A 21,991-nucleotide genomic window follows, 5' to 3' on the forward strand; every position below is an offset into this window, starting at 1 on the left:
TTTTTTTTGCTCATAATTTAAGGTTTTGTGAAGAGGCTATTTTGTTGGTTTTTAGTATTTTGCTTTTATGTTTTTTGAAATTGTAAGAATAAAATTAATACTTTAGTTGAAAATTTAAGATTGCCTATGAGGAAAATTATACTTCTATGTATTGTGTTATTCGGTACTAGTATTTCTGCACAAAACGAGGAACATTCAATAATTATAAAAGATATAGAAACGCAGTTACCTATTGAAAATGCAACGATTGTTGTTTTGAAAACCAAACAGATTTTGTTAACTAATAAAGATGGTAAAGCTGTTTTTATATTAAATGGAGGATCTAATATACAGGTTTCTGAAACTAATTATGAGAGTTTAACTATTCGGTGGGCTTCCTTAAAAGAAAGTAATTTTGTAGTTTATCTAAGCAGTAAGAATAATAAACTAGATGAAGTTGTTTTGTCTAAACAATCACCTCAAAAAGTACTTCAAAGAATAGTTTCTAATTCTGTACATATGCTGGCCGCATCTTATAGGCTGAAAGTATATGTAAGAGAGTTTTTTATGCTCGATAATCAGTATTCTTATTATAATGACGGGCTTGTTAATTTTCAATTCGTTGGAAATCAAAAAAAAGCAGAAACAACACTTTTGGTAGAACAAAACAGATCTTACGGGATATTAGATACAGATGTAAGTGCAGATTTAAAAGGTTATAATTTGAATAATATCATGGAAAATTATTCGAACTTGAAATATTTTGAACCGCTTTTAAGTTCAAAAGCAAAAATGGAATACGATTTTATTATAAAAGGTCATTCCAAAAATAAAGATTACTATGTAATGACAGTTACACCTTTGGAGAAAGCAAAAGAAGCAATCGATAGTTTTGAAATTATTTACGATCCAGAAAAGAAACTTATTCTAGAGTTTACAATTGATGCAGCTCCGAAAAATATTGACAAATTAGAAGAAAAGACGACTATAAATTCAAAGAATATTACAAGATCATTTGTAAAAGTAGATTATAGGTTTGATGGCAAGAATTATTATTTGTTGAGCTCAAACGAAGAAATAGCTTATAATCTTATTTTAAAAGATGCAGTTAAAAATATTCAAGTGCGTAATAGCTTTACAACAACAAGTTTTAATAAACAAAACTTTACTTATAAGGAAAGTGACGTTTTTAAAGAGAAATCGCTTTTTAATAAGAAGAATAAAATCCTAACCAATTACTGGGATATTTCAGGATTAACTGCAACAGATGAAGAAAAGGCAATTGTGAGTTCCTTAGAGTTTAAAATGTAGTTTTGATTAAAATGACAAAAAAGTCCTGAAGTTCATTCAGGATTTTTTTGTGTAAAATTTTTATTTAGAAGCATGATTTATCGAGTTTTGAAAAAAATTAAGCAGCTGAATAAAAGTAATTTTATTAATAAACATTTTTACTTCGCTTAAGAGCTATTAAATCTTATATTTGCAAAATTTTAAAGTCCAAAAATATCAATTTGGCATAAAGAGAAAGAAAAACTTAAAATTATAATCCATTAAGTAATACCGCTTAGTGGCTTGACTCTAGAAATTTGGAGTCTACTAAAAATAAATAGAAACAACAGATGAAAGCAGGAATTGTAGGATTACCAAATGTTGGAAAATCAACATTATTTAATTGTTTATCTAATGCAAAAGCGCAAAGTGCTAACTTTCCGTTTTGTACAATCGAACCTAATATTGGTGTTGTAAACGTTCCAGATCCAAGAATCAATAAATTGGAAGAATTGGTAAAGCCAGAACGTGTACAAATGGCAACGGTAGATATCGTAGATATTGCAGGTTTGGTAAAAGGTGCAAGTAAAGGTGAAGGTCTTGGAAATCAGTTTTTAGGAAACATTAGAGAGTGTAATGCAATTATTCACGTTTTGCGTTGTTTTGATAATGATAATATTGTACACGTTGACGGAAATGTAAACCCAATTCGTGACAAAGAAACTATCGATATCGAGTTACAGTTAAAAGACTTAGAAACGATCGAAAAACGTTTAGAGAAAGTAAAACGTGCAGCAAAAACTGGAAACAAAGAAGCTCAAACTGAAGAAGCTTTGTTGAACAGAATTAGAGAAGCTCTTTTGCAAGCAAAATCTGCAAGAACAATTATTCCTCAAAACAATGATGAAGAAGTTCTTATGGAAGCTTTTCAATTAATTACAGCAAAACCAGTTTTATACGTTTGTAATGTTGACGAAAGTTCAGCAGTAAACGGAAACAAATATGTTGATCAAGTTCGCGAATTAGTAAAAGATGAAGAAGCTGAGGTTATTATTCTTTCAGTAGGAGCAGAAGCTGATATTACAGAATTAGAAAGTTACGAAGAGCGTCAGGTTTTCCTAGAAGATATGGGATTAACGGAGCCGGGAGCATCGGTTTTAATTCGTGCAGCTTACAAATTATTAAAGCAACAAACTTATTTTACAGCTGGTGTAAAAGAAGTTCGTGCTTGGACAATCAATATTGGAGCTACAGCACCACAAGCTGCTGGAGTTATCCACACTGATTTTGAAAAAGGGTTCATCCGTGCAGAAGTGATTTCATACGAAGATTACGTTCAATACGGTTCTGAAGCAAAAGCAAAAGAAGCTGGAAAATTTAAAGTTGAAGGAAAAGAATATGTTGTAAAAGATGGAGATGTAATGCACTTCCGTTTTAACGTTTAGTCTTTTTTTTAGAGAATAGAATAAAGAAGAAAGAGAATAGATTAAAACTGCTGGAGAGATTCAGCAGTTTTTTTGTGTCTAAAAGTTAATATTCACAAAGTATGTCATTTCGACGAAGGAGAAATCTTCGCAAGTAGCTCCGCAACGAAAATCGCCAATCTTTGTCGAGTTTCTAGGGGAGATTTCTCCTTCGTCGAAATGACAAACTGTACTTTTGCGTTGTAGTTTTTTTTAAAAAAATCCGTTCAAATCCGCGCTTTCGCGAAAGCGAATCAGTAAAATCCGTGTGCCATTTCGCAAACGAATTAGCAACTTGAAAAAATTTGGCTCAAAAATTGGTTAGAGAAAAATTAACCAATTACTAATCTAAAACCAACCAATCAAAATGCTAAAAAAAACTTTCAAATTTCTAGGCTGGACACTTTTCGGAATTTTTACTTTTCTGGCTTTGTACATTTCATCAGTTTTAATTATTTCGAAAATCACAGTGAATTCAGATATTGCAAAAATCGAAGAAGAAAATGCGATTCCGATTTATATTCTTTCAAACGGCGTTCATACCGATATTGTCGTTCCAATAAAAAATGAAATCAAAGATTGGCGAAATGAAATTCAATTCAATCAAACCAAATCAAAAGATTCGATAATGAATTTTATCGCTTTTGGCTGGGGAGACAAAGGTTTTTATCTCGACACACCAGAATGGTCTGACTTAAAAGCAAGCACAGCATTGAAGGCTGTGTTTGGAGTGAGTTCATCTGCAGTGCATACTACATTTTATAAGCAATTACAAGAAGGAGAAGACTGCAAACGTATTTTGATTTCGAAAGAGAATTATCAAAACTTAGTTACTTATATTTCTGACAGTTTCAATAATTCAACAAAGCCAGAATGGATTGCAGGTCACAGCTACGGAAAAAGAGATGCCTTTTATGAAGCAAAAGGAAGTTACAGTCTTTTTTATACCTGTAATACTTGGGCAAACTGCGCTTTGAAAGCCGCAAATCAAAAAGCTAGTTTATGGACAGTTTATGATAAGGGGATTTTTTGTCATTATAAATAGTTGAGTTATGAGAAAAGCAATCTTATTGATCGTTGTAATAATTGTATTAGGATCTTGTAAAAAAGCTAGAATGCGTCCCTGTCCTGACTGTTTCTTTTTCTATTTTGAAAATCCTCAACCAGATAATGATGTTGAGTTAGATAGATTTCCTCATAAATTTAGAGGAATATACAAAAATGAAGATTCGACTTTTTTAAAAATTGATGAAGATCGCATTATAGCAACGTATTTTGCAAAATATAAAATACATAAAAGCGAAATAGATTCTATGAAATCTGATTATTTAATTTTTAAAAATAAAATAATCAGAAAAGATTCTAAACAAAGCATATATATGAGTCCAAAAGGAGATTCGTTAGAATTGACAGAGGTATATTTAGATACTATTTTTCGATTTTCATATAATCAAAAAGTAAAACGGATTAATGGGCAATTGATATTAAGTACTCGGGATTCTGTTTTTTGGGATATTGAGTTTCTTTCTTTAGAGAAAAATAGACTTACATTTAAAAATATTTATTTGCCAAGTGATTTAAATAAACTGGATTCTGTTACCGCTATAAAGGCTAAAGTAATTGATTCAATGTCATATTTAATAAAACCAACAAGAAAGGAATTTAAAAGTATTTTGAAAATTAAAAATCTAGGTTACGATCAGGAATATAAAAAAGTTTCAAACTGAGATATGGAAAAAATATAAAATTCTATCACAATACAAGAATTGATTTTTTTTTATAAATGCTTAAATTTGAGAGAATCTCAAAGAATATGTAGATGAAAAATCAAAATGTATTTTCAAAATCCTGGTATTTATTAAAAACAACATTTTTAGAATTTAATGATGATAATGCAATAAAGTTAAGCGCAGCATTATCGTATTATACCATTTTTGCATTACCACCTTTATTGATAATTATAATTACTATTTGCGGCGTTTTTTTTGGAGAAGAAGCAGTTACAGGGCAATTGTATGGTCAAATCAATAGATTGGTTGGGAATAATGCTGCAGTACAAATTCAAGAAGCAATTAAAAATGTTCAATTATCAGACAGTAACTTATTTGTAACGATTTTTGGGGTTATAATGCTCTTAATTGGGGCTTCGGGAGTTTTTGCTGAAATTCAGAGTTCGATAAATTACATTTGGGGATTACGAGCAAAACCCAATAAAGGTTTGAAAAAATTTATTCAAAACAGAATAATGTCATTTTCAATGATTGTAACTGTTGGATTCTTAATGCTTGTCAGTTTAATGCTCAATGCGACACTTGATGTTTTAAATGCGCGATTAAAGCTTTATTTGCCAGATACTACTGTTTACTTGTTTTATATTATAAATTTAGTAATTGTTTTAGCAAGTATTACATTGCTTTTTGCAATTATATTCCGAACTTTACCTGACGGAGTTATCAAATGGAAAGATGCTTTTATTGGCGCTTCCTGCACCGCAATTTTATTTATGATAGGTAAATTTGCGATCGGGCTTTATTTAGGGAATTCGACAATTGCCAGTGTATATGGTGCAGCTGGTTCCGTAATTATAATATTAGTCTGGGTGTATTATTCCGCCATTATTTTATATTTTGGAGCGGAATTCACTAAGGTTTATGCGAAAACTTTTGGAGGAAGTATTTCACCAAATGAATACTCTGTAGAAATACAAAAAGAGATTTTTGAAATTGAGAATAACTAAAAAAACCACTAGATATTACCAAGACTTAAATAAAAAAAACAGTTTTAATCTTTTATCTCGACCAGCTGTCGGGAATGACAAAAAAATACCACAATATGAAAATAATAGCCTTTGGAGGAAGTAACAGTACACAGTCGATCAATAAACACTTAGCAACTTACGCGGCAAGTTTATTTGAAAATGCTGATGTAGAAGTTTTAGATTTAAATGATTTTGCAATGCCTTTGTTTAGCGTTGATTTAGAGAAACATGTTGGCCAGCATGAACTTGCAAAAGCTTTTTTAGCTAAAATAGAAAGCGCTGATCTTTTGGTGGTTTCTTTGGCAGAGAATAATGGTAATTATTCATCAGCATTTAAAAATCTTTTTGATTGGTGTTCAAGGATAATGAAAGAAATTTTTCAGCAAAAGCCAATGTTGTTATTAGCAACTTCACCTGGAGTGCGAGGAGGAGCATCAGTTTTAGAAATTGCAAATAATGCTTTACCAAGATATGGAGCGCAAATAAAAGCGACTTTTTCATTACCTGCTTTTAATGCGAATTTTGATTTAGAAGAAAATAAAATCTCAAATGCAGAGTTAGATAAAGAACTTAAAGATATTATCAAATCAAGTTTTTAATCAATGCCGCAAAAAAAGATTGCTTTTATATTCCTGCTGTTAAACAGTATTTTTTTGAATTACACTTTTGCTCAAAAAATTAGTGAAGTCGATAAAATAGTTGCAAAATATCCAAACAAATTTGTGTCAACAGAAAAACTAGCGAAAAGAATTGAAACAGACTTCAGTTCTGATTATGATAAAGCACGAGCGATTTACAGCTGGATGGCTTTTAATATAAAGTACGATTACAGTACTTTTTTAAATCCGCCCAAATCACAAGGTTTTTCATATTCAACAGAAGCAGAAAAGCAGCGAAAAATTAAAGCATTGAATGATAAAATGCTTCAAAAAGCTTTTGCTTCTAGAATAGCAGTTTGTGAAGGATTTACAGCTTTGTATCAACATTTGGCTGAATTGGTTGGTCTTAAATCTGAAATAATTCGGGGAGATTCTAAAACGAGATTGGCTGATATTGGAAGAAAAACAACTTCTTCAAACCATGCTTGGAATATTGTTTTGATTGATAGAAAGTGGCGCTTAGTTGATGTTACTTGGGGACAAGGATATTATGACAGTAACAAAGGGAAAATGGTTAATGATTTTACGCCTGTTTATTTTGATACTGATCCTGATTATTTTTTTGCAAAACACTTTCCAGATTCAGGTTCTTATTTAGGAAATAAATTAAGTAAAGAAGATTTTCTTAACGGACCTTTAATTTACAATAAAACAATAGAAGAAGATTATAAAGTTAAATCGCCAGATTCTGGAATTATTGATGCAAAATTTGGCGATAAAATTACTTTCGAAATCAAAAATGTTTCAAAATCCGATCAAGTTTTTTATCTCAATAAAAAGAATCAGCCCGTTAAAATTCAAAACTCAAAAGAAAAACGGGGCAGTTTAGAATTTCAAATCACTTACGATAAAAACATAGGAGATTATATTACCATTTATGTAAATACAAGCAGTATTGTTTCTTTTAAAATAATTAAAAAATAAATACTGAAAAGGTTTATTTAGCTGGGTTTTCTTCTTTTATCGAATTGCCGTATCTTAGCCATTCAGGACTTGAATTAATATGCTATGGAAACAACTTTTTTGAAATCGATCTTAGACAATGATTTCTATAAATTTACGATGCAGCACACTGTAATAAAACTTTTTCCAAAGGCAAGAGTTCGTTATGGTTTTATAAATAGGGGAAAACATATTTTTCCGCCTGGATTTGCAGATTTACTTCGGAAATCGGTTGATGCAATGGCTAATTTGCGATTAACTAAAGAGGAAAAACAGTATTTATCTCATCATTGTCCTTATTTAGATCCTACATATTTCGACTTTTTGCATGGTTATATTTATGATCCTTCAGAAGTTCAAATTAGTCAGGAAGGATCGGATATAAAAGTTACAGTAGAAGGTTATTGGTATCGAACTATTTTATGGGAAGTCCCTTTGATGGCATTAATTTCGGAGCTTTTTTATAAATCCAATCATTTAATTCGCTTAAACGACGAGGCAATAAAAGAGCTTACCAAGAACAAGATTGACAATTATAACAAGCTTGGAGTTTCGATTTTAGAATTTGGTACACGACGTCGTCATTCTTATGACGTGCATGTTTTGGTAAATGATACGCTTAGAACGTTTGGTTCAGAAAGTTTTATAGGAACCAGCAATGTACATTTTGCAATGGTTAATAATATCAGGCCTTTAGGAACTCATGCTCATGAATGGTTTATGTTTCATGCAGCGCAATATGGATTTAAAATGGCTAATTTTATGAGTTTAGAACACTGGACACAAGTTTATGGAGGGGATTTAGGAATTGCCTTGACAGACACTTATACTACTGAAATTTTCTTTAGCCAATTCGATAAAAAATATTCTAAACTTTTTGATGGAGTTCGTCATGACAGCGGCGATCCGATTGAATTTGCACAAAAAGTAATTTCGCATTACGCTAAAATGGGAATTGACCCGCAATCAAAAGTCATTGTTTTCTCGGATTCTCTAAATTATGATAAAGTAAAAAGTATAACAGATTTTTGTAAAGGTAAAATCAAGATGTCGTTTGGAATCGGGACCAATTTTACCAATGATGTAGGTTTGCCATCGATGAATATGGTTATAAAATTAACCGAAGTAAAACTTGAAAACAGACATTGGGAAGGCGTTGTAAAACTTTCTGATGAAAAAAACAAAAATACGGGAACGCCTGAAATGATTGCTTTGGCGAAAGAGGTACTCGGAATCAAATAGTATTTTTTTGCCGAAAAAGCAGTTTTTCCATAAATTTAGCTCCTGTTTTATTTTAAAATCAATTTAAATAGATTTTAAACTGTTATTATTCATAACAAAAAGAAAATACGCTTTTATTTTTTGTTAAGAAATGGTACATTAGCAAAAAATCCTAAATTCATATATGCTAGAGCAAAATCAATATACCGAAGATAATATTCGTTCGCTTGATTGGAAAGAACATATCCGTATGCGTCCCGGAATGTATATCGGAAAATTGGGAGACGGTTCTTCTCCTGATGATGGTATTTATATTCTTTTAAAAGAGGTTTTAGACAACTGTATCGATGAGTTCGTGATGGGCTCTGGAAAGACTATTGAAGTGACTATCAAAGATAAAACGGTTTCGGTTCGCGATTACGGACGTGGAATTCCGTTAGGAAAAGTAGTCGATGTAGTTTCGAAAATGAATACAGGAGGAAAGTACGATTCTAAAGCTTTCCAGAAATCGGTAGGTTTGAATGGTGTCGGAACAAAAGCAGTTAATGCACTTTCGAACTATTTTCGTGTAGAATCTGTTCGTGATGATAAACAAAAGGCAGCGGAGTTTTCGGCAGGAAATTTAGTTTCAGAAGAAGATATAATTGATACTACAAAACGTAAAGGAACAAAAGTAACTTTTACGCCAGACGAAACAATCTTCAAAAACTATAAATTCCGTTTAGAGTACGTTATCAAAATGGTTAAAAACTATTGTTACTTAAACAATGGCTTGACTATTATTTTTAACGGAGAAAAATATTATTCAGAAAACGGACTTCGTGATTTATTAGAAGAAACAATCAGCGAAGATGATTTAGAATATCCAATTATCCACTTAAAAGAGCATGATATCGAAGTTGCACTTACGCACAGTAAAACGCAGTACAGCGAAGAATATCACTCTTTTGTCAATGGACAGAATACAACACAAGGAGGAACACACTTAGCAGCTTATCGTGAAGCAGTTGTAAAAACAATTCGTGAGTTTTATAATAAGAATTTCGAAGCATCGGATGTTAGAAAATCTATTGTGAGTGCGATCAGCATTAAAGTGATGGAACCAGTTTTTGAGTCTCAGACCAAAACAAAATTAGGTTCTACAGATATGGGTTCTGATGATGGAACGCCAGCAGTTTCTGTTCGTACTTTCGTTAATGATTTTATTAAAACGAAACTGGATAATTACCTGCATAAAAATCCAACAACCGCAGAGGCTTTACTTCGTAAAATTCTTCAGGCAGAACGCGAGCGTAAAGAATTATCAGGAATTAGAAAACTGGCAACAGATCGTGCTAAAAAAGCCAATCTTCACAATAAAAAATTAAGAGACTGCCGAGCGCATCTTCCAGATACCAAAAACCCAAGAAACTTAGAAAGTACACTTTTTATTACCGAGGGAGATTCGGCTTCTGGATCTATTACAAAGTCGCGTGACGTGAATACACAAGCCGTTTTCAGTTTACGTGGTAAGCCTTTGAATTCATACGGAATGACGAAAAAAATTGTGTATGAAAACGAAGAATTCAATTTATTGCAAGCTGCACTAGATATCGAAGACGGATTAGAAAAATTACGTTACAACAACATCGTAATTGCAACCGATGCCGATGTCGACGGAATGCACATTCGTTTGCTTTTAATTACTTTCTTTTTGCAGTTTTTCCCAGAATTAATCAAAGAAGGACATTTGTATATTTTACAAACACCACTTTTCAGGGTTCGTAACAAAAAAGAAACGATTTATTGTTATTCTGAAGACGAAAGAAAAGATGCCATCGAAAAATTAAAACCAAAACCAGAAATCACTCGATTTAAAGGTTTAGGAGAGATTTCACCAGATGAGTTCAAGAACTTTATTGGAGATACTATTAGACTTGATCCGGTTATGATGGATAAACATACTTCAATTGAGCAGTTGTTATCTTTCTATATGGGGAAAAATACTCCGGATAGGCAAGAGTTTATTATCAAGAACTTGAAGGTGGAGATTGATGAGCTTGAAGAAGCTTAATCATAAAAAGAATTATAGAAGAATTTTTTAGTATTTATACTGAACAAAATATATGAAAGACGAAGAAGACGATAACATAATTCCAAACGACGACGAGAATAATCAAGATGAAAATCAATTTGGTGAAAATCAAGATGATTCAGATGAGATTATAAATGTAGATGCTAAAAATTTTGAAGGACAGCATTTTTACGAAAACCAGGAAGAAGAAGGAGAAGACGTTATTACCAAAGTAACTGGAATGTACAAAGACTGGTTTTTGGACTATGCATCGTATGTAATTCTGGAACGTGCAGTTCCTGCTATCGAGGACGGATTTAAACCGGTTCAGCGTCGTATTATGCACTCTTTAAAAGAGCTGGATGATGGTCGTTATAATAAAGTTGCCAATGTTGTTGGTCACACCATGCAGTATCACCCACATGGAGATGCAAGTATTGGAGATGCAATGGTGCAAATTGGACAAAAAGATTTATTGATTGACTGTCAGGGAAACTGGGGAAATATTTTAACAGGTGACGGAGCGGCAGCTTCGCGTTATATTGAGGCACGTTTATCTAAATTTGCTTTAGAAGTTTTATATTCTCCAAAAATTACAGATTGGGGAGTTTCGTATGATGGTCGTCGCGCAGAACCAAACAATCTTCCTGTAAAATTCCCTTTACTTTTAGCACAAGGAGCAGAAGGTATTGCGGTTGGACTTTCTACAAAAGTATTGCCGCATAACTTTAATGAATTAATTGATGCTTCTATCAAAATTCTAAAAGGAAAACCTTTTACATTATATCCTGATTTTATGACACAAGGTATTGCCGATGTGTCAAACTATAATGATGGACTTCGTGGCGGACGTGTACGTGTGCGCGCTAAAATTTCGCAATTAGACAAAAATACATTGGTGATTACGCAAATTCCGTTTTCAACCAACACATCTAGTTTGATTGACAGTATTTTGAAAGCCAATGAAAAAGGTAAAATCAAAATAAAGAAAATTGAAGACAACACTGCTGCCGATGTTGAGATCTTAATTCACCTTTTTCCAGGTGTTTCACCAGATAAAACAATTGATGCGTTATTTGCATTTACTGCCTGCGAAACTTCTGTAGCGCCTTTAGGATGTGTTATTGAAGATAATAAACCATTGTTTATCGGAGTTTCTGAAATGTTGAAAATATCAACGCACAGAACAGTTGATTTACTTCGTCAGGAATTAGAAATTCAGTTAGAAGAATTAAAAAATAAGTGGCATTTCTCTACTTTAGAAAAAATCTTCATTCGTGAAGAAATGTATATCGACTTCAAATTATATGGAGACAGAGAATCACTTTACAAATATTTATACGATCGTTTTGAGCCTTTCAAAAAATCATTTGTCAGAGACATTACTGATGAAGATTTACAGCGTTTGACTCAAATTCCAATGATTCGTATTACACGTTTCGATTCTGATAAAGCCGATGAATTGATTTCAAGGTTAGAAGAGGAAATGAAAGAAGTAGAGCATAATCTGGAACATTTGACAGATTTTGCAATTGCATACTTCACTAAATTAAAAGAGAAATACGGAAAAGGCCGTGAGCGCCAGACAGAACTTCGTGTTTTTGATAACGTTGAAGCTACAAAAGTAGTTTTACGTAACACAAAACTATATGTAAACCGCGAAGAAGGTTTCGTAGGAACGAGTTTAAAGAAAGATGAATACGTAGGTGATTGTTCTGATATTGATGATGTAATTGTGTTTTTACGAGACGGAACATTAATGATTACAAAAGTTGATGCTAAAACTTTTATCGGAAAAGATATTATACACGCTGCCGTTTTTGATAAGAGTGATAAACGTACAATTTACAACATGATGTATCGTGATGGTAAATCAGGTCCGTCGTATATCAAACGTTTCAATGTTTCGGGTGTAACTCGTGATAAAGCGTACGATTTAACAAACGGAACAAATGGTTCACAAGTTGTGTATTTTTCACATAACCCGAACGGAGAAGCTGAGGTTGTAACTATTTTATTGCGTCAAATAGGAACTATTAAAAAACTGAAATTCGATATTGATTTCGCTAAATTGGCAATTAAAGGACGTGGTTCTAAAGGAAATTTAGTGACCAAATATCCGATCAAAAAAATTGAATTAAAAGAAAAGGGGATTTCGACTTTACTGCCAAGAAAAGTTTGGTTTGATGATACTGTTAAACGTTTGAACGTTGATGCTAGAGGAGAATTGCTTGGAGAGTTTAAACCAAGTGATAAAATTTTAGTAATCAGTCAGACTGGAAAATTAAAAGTTATTATTCCAGAATTATCTACTCATTTTGAAGAAGATATGATTGTTTTGGAAAAATGGAAACCTAAAAAACCAATTTCGGCGATTTATTACGATGGAGAAAAAGAACGTTATTTCTTAAAACGTTTCTTGGTAGAGAATGAAGGTAAAGAAGAAAGTTTTATTACAGATCATCCAAATTCGCAGTTAGAAATTGTATCAACGGATTATCGTCCTGTAGCGCAATTAGTTTTTGCAAAAGTAAAAGGAGTTCAAAAAGAGGATTTACATATTGATGTTGAAGATTTTATTGCCGTAAAAGGTTTTAAAGCTTTAGGGAATCAATTAACAGCGGATAAACTAAAACAAGTTAATTTGTTGGATCCGCTTCCTTTTGAAGAACCTGTAGAAGAAGTGCCAGAAAAACCAGAATTGCCAGAAGATGATTCGGTCGAAACAGAATTAGAAGATGATGGCCAGATTGGTTTGATTTTAGAATAAAAAAACAAAAAACGCTAAGATTGATTTCTTAGCGTTTTTTTATATAAAATTGTGAAGTCTAATTTTAAAGAGAAACGGCTTCTTTCTTAATCCATTTTACTTCGTTGTTTTCGATGCTGACAGAAATTATATCTCCGTCTTGAACTTCACCAGAAATTATTTTTTTTGCTAGAGGTCTTCTTAAATGAGTTCTAATAATACTTTTAATTGGTCTCGCTCCATATTTGGCGTTGTAACCATTTTCAGCAAGATAAAGTTTCGCTTCTATCGGAATTTCGACTCTAATATTGATGTTTTTCAGCAAATCCAAGAACTCTTTCTTAAGGTGAATTTCAAATATTTTCAATGCATTTTCTTTGCTGATAGGCGCAAAAGGTACAATTTCTGTTAAACGTCCCAAAAATTCAGGTCTGAAATAATTTGCCATAATTTCCATTAAAGAACTTGAAGTCGGGATTTCACCATTATTGAAAGTTGTGACAATATGATCTGCGCCAATATTCGAAGTGAAAAGAATAATTGCATTCGAGAAATCGCCTTCCTTTCCTAATCGGTCATGCAGTTTTCCTTCATCCATTATTTGAAGAAAAACATCAAAAACTGAAGGATGTGCTTTTTCAATTTCATCAAATAAAACAATGGAATAAGGTTTTTGTCTGATCTTGTTTACTAACAAGCCGCCCTCTTCATAACCAACATATCCAGGAGGCGCACCATAGAGCAGTGCTGCAGAATGTTCTTCTTTAAATTCAGACATATCAAATCGGATAATTGCATTTTCATCTTGAAAAAGAAATTCGGCTAAAGATTTGGCTAACTCTGTTTTACCAGTTCCAGTTGGACCTAAAAAGAAGAATGATGCAATAGGCTGTCCAGCTTTGCTCAATCCTGATCTCGATTCTAAAATTGAACCTGCAACGGTCGAAATACAATGATCCTGACCAATAACTCTTTGATTTAGTACTTCTTCAATGGTGCTTAGTTTCTGCTTTTCTTCTTCATTTAGTTTGCCTGCGGGAATACCCTGGATTTAGTCATTTTAAAAGTTCGATTTTAGATATTAAAATCGAAAAAGGCACACGAAAAGAAATTTCGGTAAAAGCAGGTTTTAGCCGAACAGTTGATATTTATATTAAAACAAATCCTGAGGAAAAACAACATTTGTCGGATTCTGAGTGGAGCTATTTATGCGAAAGCTTTATGAAGAATCTAAAAAATAGATCTTCAAATGTGTTTCCGTATCGAATGTTTGTTGATTAAATGTAAAACGGCCAAAAAGATGATTTATGGCCGTTTTTTGTTGTGAAAATTATTTTGGTTTTACTGGTATTTCTTATCCGTAAGTGTTTTCATAAAAGCAACTAAAGCTTTTTCTTCTTTTACAGTTAGGTTCAATTTATCAAAAGGAAGCGTTTGATTTTCGACTTCGTAGCCTAAACCTTGCCCGCCGCCTTTGTTGTAAAAAGAAACCACTTCTTCCAGCGTTTTAAAAACTCCGTTGTGCATATATGGAGCTGTAACTGCTGCATTTCTAACAGTCGGTGTTTTAAAGGCACCAACTAATTGCGGCATTTTGTTATATAGATAACGACCTTTATCTGGGCTTAATGTTTTTCCTGAAGCTTCATTTGGAGTTCCAATAACTTCATGTTCCGTTTTAGAATAACTAGGCGGAACTGTTCCGTTAAATAATGGCGTAAAATGACAAGTTGCGCATTTTGCCTTTCCCATAAAAAGATTCATTCCTTCTATTTCTTCATTGTTAAGAATGTTTTTATTTCCTCTCATGTATTCGTCAAATCGAGAATCGAATGCGTTTAAAGAACGAACATAACTAGCAATAGCATTTTGAATCTGCCAAGCTTCAGGTTTTGAGGTTTTTGGATACGCTTTTTTAAATAGTTTTACATATTCATTATCCAATTGAATCTTCGCATGAATATTTTCCATAGAACCATGCATCTCATCTTTATTTTGAATAACGTCTACACTTTGTTTTTCTAAATCTAATTGGCGCATATCCCAAAATTGAGCGTTTTGTAAAGAAGCATAGGTTAGAGTAGGAGTGTTTCTGGCTAAATTCGAACCAGTCAAAGAAACGTTTGTTTTTAAGCCGTCTGTAAAAGCTTTTTCAGGATGATGGCATGAGGCGCAGCTTCGATCATTGTTTTTAGAAAGGCCTTTGTCATAAAATAATTTTTCTCCTAAAAAGGCTTTTTCTTTCGTAAAATTATATTCGTCAGAAAGCACAAAAGCGTTGACATCAAACGCATCTTTATCAAATAAAGTTTCAATAGCTGGGTTTAATGGACTGCTTTTTTTTACATTTTTAATATTCTCTTCTTTCTGAAAAGCTTTAATATTTTTTGAAATCGGATTCAAGTATTCCGTTATAAAAAAGGCACGATTAAAAGCATTGAAATTATTGTTTTCAGTACAGTACTTTTGCGCTTTTAAAGTCAATTTTTTTAGTTCTGATAATGATGTATTACTAGCGTTAATTTTTTCAAGTGATTTTGGAATTACAATCAAACTTTCGGCGGCTTCTGGAATTGAAGATTGTAAAATTGGACTGTCAAAACCTGTAATTCCTAAGGCAATAACCCTAAAAATATTTTGTTGAATAGCGTCTAGTGTATAATCGTTACTGATCGTAATAACTTCAAAAGTGCTTTTCAGCTGTTTAATATTGGACTGAAAAATATTCAATTCTTTAATTATATCTGGATTGTTTTCAGCATCATATTCTGGATAAATCATTTCTTCGATAACCTGAAAACCATGAGGTTCAAATGATCTATTTTCTTCAAGTTCCATTTCGTCTAAGGCTGGACCATTCATAAACCTCGCTGTCTCAGGTGCAAAGTATTCAATTGCCCATTCGACTTTTTTATAAGCCAGACGTGATTTTTTAAACTGTTCAACAATTTCTTTTTGCGATGAGGTATTTGTAATCAGCTTCTGAAATTTTACAATTTCATTGTTTAACTTGGTTAAGTCAACTAATAAATCTTGTTTTATAGTCGTTTTTGAAACTTCATTTTTTTGGCATGAAAAGAAAAAACAAAGTGTCAAAAGTAGAAAAGTAAAGTGCTTTAATTTCATAATAGTATTGTAATAGAAACAACCCTTATCTAGAAAATAAGGGTTGTTGATAGATTTTGGCTGTATTTATTATCGTTGTACGTTTCTAATAATAACAGTTTGTCCGCCCTCTTTGTTAGTTTGAGTTCCAGAACCATCAGCGTTTTTAAACGCATCGCTCTGCCAAGTGTGAGGGTGAATATTTACAGTAAAAGTATCAGGAACACCAATGATATCAGATATATCTTCCATTGCTCCAAATTCCCAGCTTCCAAATCTCATTTCACCAGTTTGGTTGTAAAGAGCGTTCCAAGCCGTATCCGTTCTTTTGTGGTTCATGTTTAACCAAGGTTTGTTTTGTTTTGTAGCGATATTGTATTGCCAGATGTACGAATCGTGTTTAGCATCAGCATAATAACTATCACCATCTTCCTGAATGTAAACGAAATTTTCAGTTACACATAAGTTATCTGGGTTGATGATTCCCGTTCCTGGAGTACTGTCACCTTCGACAGCCAATTCTAAAGTTCCTTTAAGCGGATCTGCAGCGTCCATTTTTAATTTATAAACTCTTCCCCACATTGTATATCCGTCAACAGGAGCATTGTTTGTTGCTTGACCAGTTGCTGTAAAATAAACTTCTCTGTTGTTGCTTGCACTTCCTTTTCTGTAATCTACATCTTCAACTCTTGAAAAACGAATTGCTTTTAAGTCATTAACGGTTGTATTAATTACAGCTCCTGTTAAGTTTTTAGCATTTGGAATTTCAACAAACTGAACAGGATAAGAGTTGTTTAGTTTCATTGTAGTTTCTACTTGATTCCCGTCAGTTCTTTTTAAAGCATATAGTTTACCATTACTTAAATCTCCAACAGTAGAACTCATATACATAATCAATTGTCCTGCACTTACGTGTGAAGTTGCATACGATTGATCTTCTCCAATAAGGATAACAGTTTTCCCTGGATAAGCTTCTTTAGGAAGTGGAACTGCATTTTCCATACTTGCTTTTCCTAAAGCTGGTAAAACTCGATCTGTTCTGCTTTTGTCTGATGATTGTCCTAACGGATTAATTCCGTGAACCATACTTTCTTGTCCGCTTTCTCCAGCAGTTAAAAAGATAGGACCAAACCCGTGAATTTCTGGTGTTGCTAAAGTTGCAGAGCATAAACGTGTTAAACCTCCAACTCCGTCAACAAGATAATCTCCTTTTACAGGTTTAAAAGTTTTGTCTAAATAAACTCTTGAAACTGATTGCAGGATTTCATGGTTTGTAATCATAATATAACCTTCTCCAGTTGGATTTTTCATTAATCCAGCACCATCAGGCTGCGCACCGTAAACAAATTTAGGAGAATCCGGAAGAACGTCAGAACTTGCAATTAAAGTGCTTATTTTAAGGTTCTCAAAACCTGCCATCGGAAATACAAAAGCAGGAACTTTTGAGTGTGAAGTAAAATCGATAGCAGCGTTTACATCTTTTGATGAATCTTTGTCGTCATTTTGGCAGCTCATTACAGAAAGACCTGTAATTCCAAGCAATGCAACTGATTTTAAAAAAGTACTTTTCATATTTGTTTTGTTTTTTTGATTGAGGCAAAGCTATCCTCGAAAAACAAAATATATGTTACGCTAGTTTTTTCTTATTGCTAATAAATAATAAGTTAAAGATTACTAAATGGTAAATTTTTGAGTCTAATGTAAATTTTAGAGTATTAATAAAATCTTAAAATTATTTAAAAAGCTGATTTAAAGAAATTTCTTTTTTCTCTTTTAATTTTTTTACAATTTTCAAAAAAGCAATTGCGGTAATGTAAGCATCGCCCAAAGCCGTATGTCGATCTTTTTTTGAAATATCAAATTTATCTGCGAGATCGTCTAAAGTGTAATGATCTTTGCGCTCAAACAAATGGGATTTAATTAGTGTTTTTTTGTATAAATATGCCGTATCTAAAGTTTTATTAGTTAACTGCGGCAGATTATTTCTTTCTAATGCTTTGTTAATCATTGTTACATCAAAAATAGTATGATGTGCAACTATAATAGAGTCTCCTAAAAAAGTTAAAAACTGTTGTAAAGCCTCTAGTTCACTTGGGCGTTGTAGAACAAAATCTCTCAATATTCCGTGAATCTGCGCAGTCGATTTGTCGTAGTGATCTTGCTGAAGATAAATTTCAAGTGTTTCCTGAACAGAAATTACATTGTTTTGCAGTATTAAAGCGCCAATGCATAAAATTCGATCATTTTCGTAATCGAATCCTGTTGTTTCGGTATCTAGAACTACAAATCGGGTTTCTTCGATAGTAATGCTTTCATCGAAGAGTTCGTTGTCTTTTTTCCAAAAATTAAATAAACCCATCGCTATACTAAATTTGAAATATTAAATCGTATCGAGATTAGTTCTTGAAGTTCTTTTATAGTTTTAAAAGTACGTTTCAGTTTAATTTTTTCCATTTTAGATAAAGATTCCAAAGCAATAAACTGCCCAGAATCATGATGTAAAAGTCCTTGTTTGGTTCTAAATTTTAATAAAGCTTTAAAGGAGTAAGAACAGGATAAATAAAGTTCTCTATTATTAGGTTCTAATTCTGCCAGTTTTTCAAAACGCTCTGCTGTATTGCTGATAGATTTAACAGAATGTGATAAAATCAATACTCGTGCAGCATCTGTTAAAGGCATTAAAGCTCGTCTTTTAATATCGAAATTATCTTTGTTTGCGCCGTCTTGCTCTACAAGAAACTGTCTGAAGAATCCTGTTGGAGATGGATTTTGCAATGCGCCGCTCACTAAATGAACATAAAATATTGGATTAGCTTTTATGTCTTCAAAAATAAAATCAGAGAGCTGATTCGCAATTTCGGCATCGCCATACGTTAAACTATAATCAAAGAAAATAAACGACAATAAAACCTCATTTTTGCCAGGATTTGTAATCCAATGATGTACTTGAGCCTTCCATTCATCTAGACTCATGCACCATTTAGGATTCGAAGCCATCATTTCGGCAGGACAATAATCATAACCAATATCAAATAAACCTTTGTTTACTAATGCAGCAAACTTCAAAAAGTAAATTTTAGTTTCATCTTTAAAAACATCTGAAACATTTTCATATACAATGGCATTGTCTTGATCTGTATGCAGCATTTGTTCTCCTCGTCCTTGACTTCCTAGAGCCAGCCATGCAAATTTTACAGGCGGCGGACTGCTCATTTTTTCAATGCAAATTTCGATTACACGTGTTGTGCAGGCTTCATTGAGTTCTGTTATGATTTTAGAAATCAATGTCATCGGAATATTTTGATCTAAATACCCTTGAAGAAGCTGCATAATGCGGTTTCGAATAGGTTTTATTTCTTTAGTTTTTTTAGCTCTTTTCAAAGCTTTAATCAAAACTGCTGGATTATTTCCAAGAGCAACCATTACATCGTGTTTCGATAAAATTCCAACTGCTTTTGTATTTACAGTTCCATCTTTGGTAAGACATAAATGGCTGATATTGCTTTTCATCATTGCCATTTGAGCCTCAGTAACCGTCATTTTTTTCGGGTACGTAATCACAGGTTTTGTCATGATTGTTTCGGCAGTTGTCATGATTGAATAATCTCCAGTAACAATTTTATTGCGAAGATCTTTATCAGTCAAAATACCAATTGGCAGCATTTCGTCGACAATCAATATGGCGCCTACTTTTTTAGTATTCATGATTTTGGCAATTTCTTTTACTGTTGTAGAAGGACTGCAAGTGACTATTTTTTTTGAATATTTTATGGGCGCTAAGTCGAATGAATCATTGTTTGAATGGCGGTTTTCATTCAATAAATCGTCATCGCCGTATAGTTTGTCTTTATGAATATCTGAATAAGGATTTTTAGTATTTGAAGCATAACTTTCAATCAGGAAATTACCAATATTTCTATTTTCAAGGGCATAAGGCTTAAATACGGCTATAGGAATTGCATATAGAATGGTTTCTTCGTGTGCAACGGCTTCCATAATATAATTTTCCTGTGCTAAAAGCGGACGTAATCCAAAAATATCACCTTCGTCACACATATCTAAAACAGTGCTTTTTTGACTTTTTTTGAGTGCAACTGCTCCTTTATGAACGACATAGAAGGAATCGTGCGTTTTTTCATTTTCGGCAAAAATAACAGCATCTTTATCTTTATAAACAATAGAGATTTGTTCCGAAAGCTTTTCGAGATCCATTGGATGCAAAAAATTAAAAGGAGGGAAGTTCTTTAAAAAGTCGGCAACTCTTTGTGAAATGGTATTTTTCATACATCAGATTTGAAATCTAATGTACTATATAAAATAGAAATGTAAAAGGAACACCTGATTATTATTTTTAGTTTGGTTATAAAGGTGCAGAGGGACAAAGGGGCAAAGGTGAAGAGGTGAGGAACGTTTTTAAAGTGCGCCATAAAAAAGTCCCAAAAAAGGGACTTTTGATTTTATGTTTATTCTTGTCTTCTGCGGATTCTCATATTAATAAATTCGACAGCTAGTGAAAATGAGATGGCAAAATATAAATAACCTTTTGGTACAGCACCAATATGTTCACCCGCAAGAGCAGCGTTTGATAAGTGCATACTTTCTGTAATTAACATGAATCCAATTAAGATTAAAAACGAAAGTCCTAATATTTGAATGGATGGGTTTTTGTTTACGAAGTTTCCAACAGGAACAGCAAACAACATCATAACAGCAACAGAAATAATAACTGCAGTTATCATAATGGTCAATGCGCCATGTACACCATTTGTCATTCCAACAGCAGTTAAAATGGAATCAACCGAAAAAATTAAATCGATCAATAAAATCTGAACAATAACATTCGAAAATGACTTTTTTGCGGCAGTTTTAATTGTTTGTTCTTCCTCGCCTTTATGGTCAACTTTTTCGCTGATTTCTTTGGTGCTTTTATAAATTAAAAATAAACCTCCAAGGAATAAAATAACGGCTTGCCCAGTAAAATCACCTTCAAACCAACCCCAATGAATGCTGAAAATTGTCGCTTTCATGGCAATTAAATAGGATATTCCCATTAATAAAGCAATTCGCATGAACATAGCTAGAAATAAACCTATTCGGGTTGCTTTTTTGCGATCTTCTTCAGGTAGTTTACCCGTAACAATCGATATAAAAATGATGTTGTCAATTCCTAAAACAATTTCAAGAAAAGTTAAAGTAAGTAAGGCAATCCATGCATCAGGATTCAAGAATACTTCCATATCAAACGAGTTTATTTATATTATTTAGTCAATTTTAAAAACAGTACCGCGTTGTTTTTCCTCAGAACCAACCATACCGAATTCAAAGGTATAAGAATCTTTTGTGGTGTTTAGAATTTTCATGCTGATTGCTTTTTCTTCGGCCATATTTTTTGGATGCTTTTTTTGCAGTACATATTCGCAGTCGCTCACCCAGCGGATAGTTGAAGTATCTGTTTTTCCTTCAAAAGTTTCGATTTCAATATTGTCTTTGCGTTCAAAAACCGTAGTTTTTTTTACGCCGTTTACTTCAAACTCAAATTTGAATTTCCCGGTTTTAAAATCTTTACAATTGTGTTCGGCATTATAACATGATACCAGCGCCAATACTGGAAGTAAGAATAGTATTTTTTTCATTTTAAATAAGTTTTTTTAGAAGCTCCCTTCCGTAAGGGCCGGAAATAAATTGGAAAAATAATAAAATGTTATTACAATTGAAATGACAATGATATTTAGAAAAGAAAGAAAAAATAAATTACGTTTTCTATTTGTCTCAGCTTGCTCATCAGATAATTTT

At 32.7% G+C, this 21,991-nt stretch carries 16 protein-coding genes and 1 pseudogene; 10 read left to right on the top strand and 7 right to left on the bottom strand.

The features are described from left to right. The first annotated feature begins 126 nt into the window (after positions 1 to 126). The 10 genes from BOW57_RS14725 to BOW57_RS14770 all read left to right on the top strand — a co-directional run bounded on the left by BOW57_RS14725 (position 127) and on the right by BOW57_RS14770 (position 13,114). Entirely contained in the window at positions 127 to 1,290 is a 1,164-nt protein-coding gene (locus tag BOW57_RS14725; RefSeq protein ID WP_129055308.1) for a hypothetical protein, read from the top strand. Positions 1,291 to 1,598: 308 nt separating this feature from the next. Continuing rightward, positions 1,599 to 2,693, top strand: coding sequence for a redox-regulated ATPase YchF (gene ychF / locus BOW57_RS14730; RefSeq protein ID WP_089052424.1), 1,095 nt, complete (start codon positions 1,599 to 1,601; stop codon positions 2,691 to 2,693). Positions 2,694 to 3,078: 385 nt separating this feature from the next. Beyond that, complete coding sequence (locus tag BOW57_RS14735) at positions 3,079 to 3,756, top strand: TIGR02117 family protein (RefSeq protein WP_129055310.1); 678 nt, start codon at positions 3,079 to 3,081, stop codon at positions 3,754 to 3,756. Between the two features lie 7 nt (positions 3,757 to 3,763). After that, positions 3,764 to 4,438, top strand: coding sequence for a hypothetical protein (locus BOW57_RS14740; RefSeq protein ID WP_129055312.1), 675 nt, complete (start codon positions 3,764 to 3,766; stop codon positions 4,436 to 4,438). A 92-nt stretch (positions 4,439 to 4,530) separates the two neighbouring features. Next, positions 4,531 to 5,448 (top strand): YihY/virulence factor BrkB family protein, encoded by a 918-nt coding sequence (locus tag BOW57_RS14745; protein ID WP_129055314.1) that lies wholly within the window; start codon positions 4,531 to 4,533, stop codon positions 5,446 to 5,448. A gap of 95 nt (positions 5,449 to 5,543) precedes the next feature. Then, positions 5,544 to 6,068, top strand: a complete 525-nt coding sequence (locus BOW57_RS14750) for an NADPH-dependent FMN reductase (protein WP_129055316.1) — start codon at positions 5,544 to 5,546, stop codon at positions 6,066 to 6,068. A gap of 54 nt (positions 6,069 to 6,122) precedes the next feature. Then, positions 6,123 to 7,052 carry a transglutaminase domain-containing protein gene (locus BOW57_RS14755; RefSeq protein ID WP_241687451.1) on the top strand — a complete coding sequence of 310 codons (930 nt, stop codon included), beginning with the start codon at positions 6,123 to 6,125 and terminating at the stop codon, positions 7,050 to 7,052. 84 nt (positions 7,053 to 7,136) lie between these two features. Beyond that, complete coding sequence (gene pncB, locus BOW57_RS14760) at positions 7,137 to 8,312, top strand: nicotinate phosphoribosyltransferase (RefSeq protein ID WP_129055320.1); 1,176 nt, start codon at positions 7,137 to 7,139, stop codon at positions 8,310 to 8,312. 163 nt (positions 8,313 to 8,475) lie between these two features. Further along, complete coding sequence (locus BOW57_RS14765) at positions 8,476 to 10,344, top strand: DNA topoisomerase IV subunit B (protein WP_129055323.1); 1,869 nt, start codon at positions 8,476 to 8,478, stop codon at positions 10,342 to 10,344. 52 nt (positions 10,345 to 10,396) lie between these two features. Continuing rightward, positions 10,397 to 13,114 (top strand): DNA gyrase/topoisomerase IV subunit A, encoded by a 2,718-nt coding sequence (locus tag BOW57_RS14770; RefSeq protein WP_129055325.1) that lies wholly within the window; start codon positions 10,397 to 10,399, stop codon positions 13,112 to 13,114. Positions 13,115 to 13,178: 64 nt separating this feature from the next. On the opposite strand, the pseudogene BOW57_RS14775 reads toward BOW57_RS14770, so the two are convergent. From BOW57_RS14775 to BOW57_RS14810, 7 genes and pseudogenes are all read right to left on the bottom strand, one after another. Further along, positions 13,179 to 14,135, bottom strand: a pseudogene (locus BOW57_RS14775) (AAA family ATPase); the annotation flags it as partial. Positions 14,136 to 14,434: 299 nt separating this feature from the next. Then, positions 14,435 to 16,219, bottom strand: coding sequence for a cytochrome-c peroxidase (locus tag BOW57_RS14785; protein ID WP_129055329.1), 1,785 nt, complete (start codon positions 16,217 to 16,219; stop codon positions 14,435 to 14,437). Between the two features lie 69 nt (positions 16,220 to 16,288). After that, entirely contained in the window at positions 16,289 to 17,770 is a 1,482-nt protein-coding gene (locus tag BOW57_RS14790) for a hypothetical protein (protein ID WP_129055331.1), read from the bottom strand. A 160-nt stretch (positions 17,771 to 17,930) separates the two neighbouring features. Further along, positions 17,931 to 18,557 (bottom strand): PolC-type DNA polymerase III, encoded by a 627-nt coding sequence (locus BOW57_RS14795; RefSeq protein WP_129055334.1) that lies wholly within the window; start codon positions 18,555 to 18,557, stop codon positions 17,931 to 17,933. Positions 18,558 to 18,559: 2 nt separating this feature from the next. Further along, complete coding sequence (locus BOW57_RS14800) at positions 18,560 to 20,482, bottom strand: DUF294 nucleotidyltransferase-like domain-containing protein (RefSeq protein WP_129055336.1); 1,923 nt, start codon at positions 20,480 to 20,482, stop codon at positions 18,560 to 18,562. A gap of 179 nt (positions 20,483 to 20,661) precedes the next feature. Beyond that, a complete protein-coding gene (locus BOW57_RS14805) occupies positions 20,662 to 21,435 on the bottom strand; it encodes a TerC family protein (RefSeq protein ID WP_089052410.1) in 774 nt (257 codons plus the stop codon). A 24-nt stretch (positions 21,436 to 21,459) separates the two neighbouring features. Further along, positions 21,460 to 21,831 carry a DNA topoisomerase IV gene (locus BOW57_RS14810; RefSeq protein WP_089052409.1) on the bottom strand — a complete coding sequence of 124 codons (372 nt, stop codon included), beginning with the start codon at positions 21,829 to 21,831 and terminating at the stop codon, positions 21,460 to 21,462. Between the last annotated feature and the right edge of the window lie 160 nt (positions 21,832 to 21,991).

Source organism: Flavobacterium sp. YO64 (genome assembly GCF_004119505.1).
GTDB classification, from domain to species: Bacteria; Bacteroidota; Bacteroidia; order Flavobacteriales; family Flavobacteriaceae; genus Flavobacterium; species Flavobacterium oncorhynchi.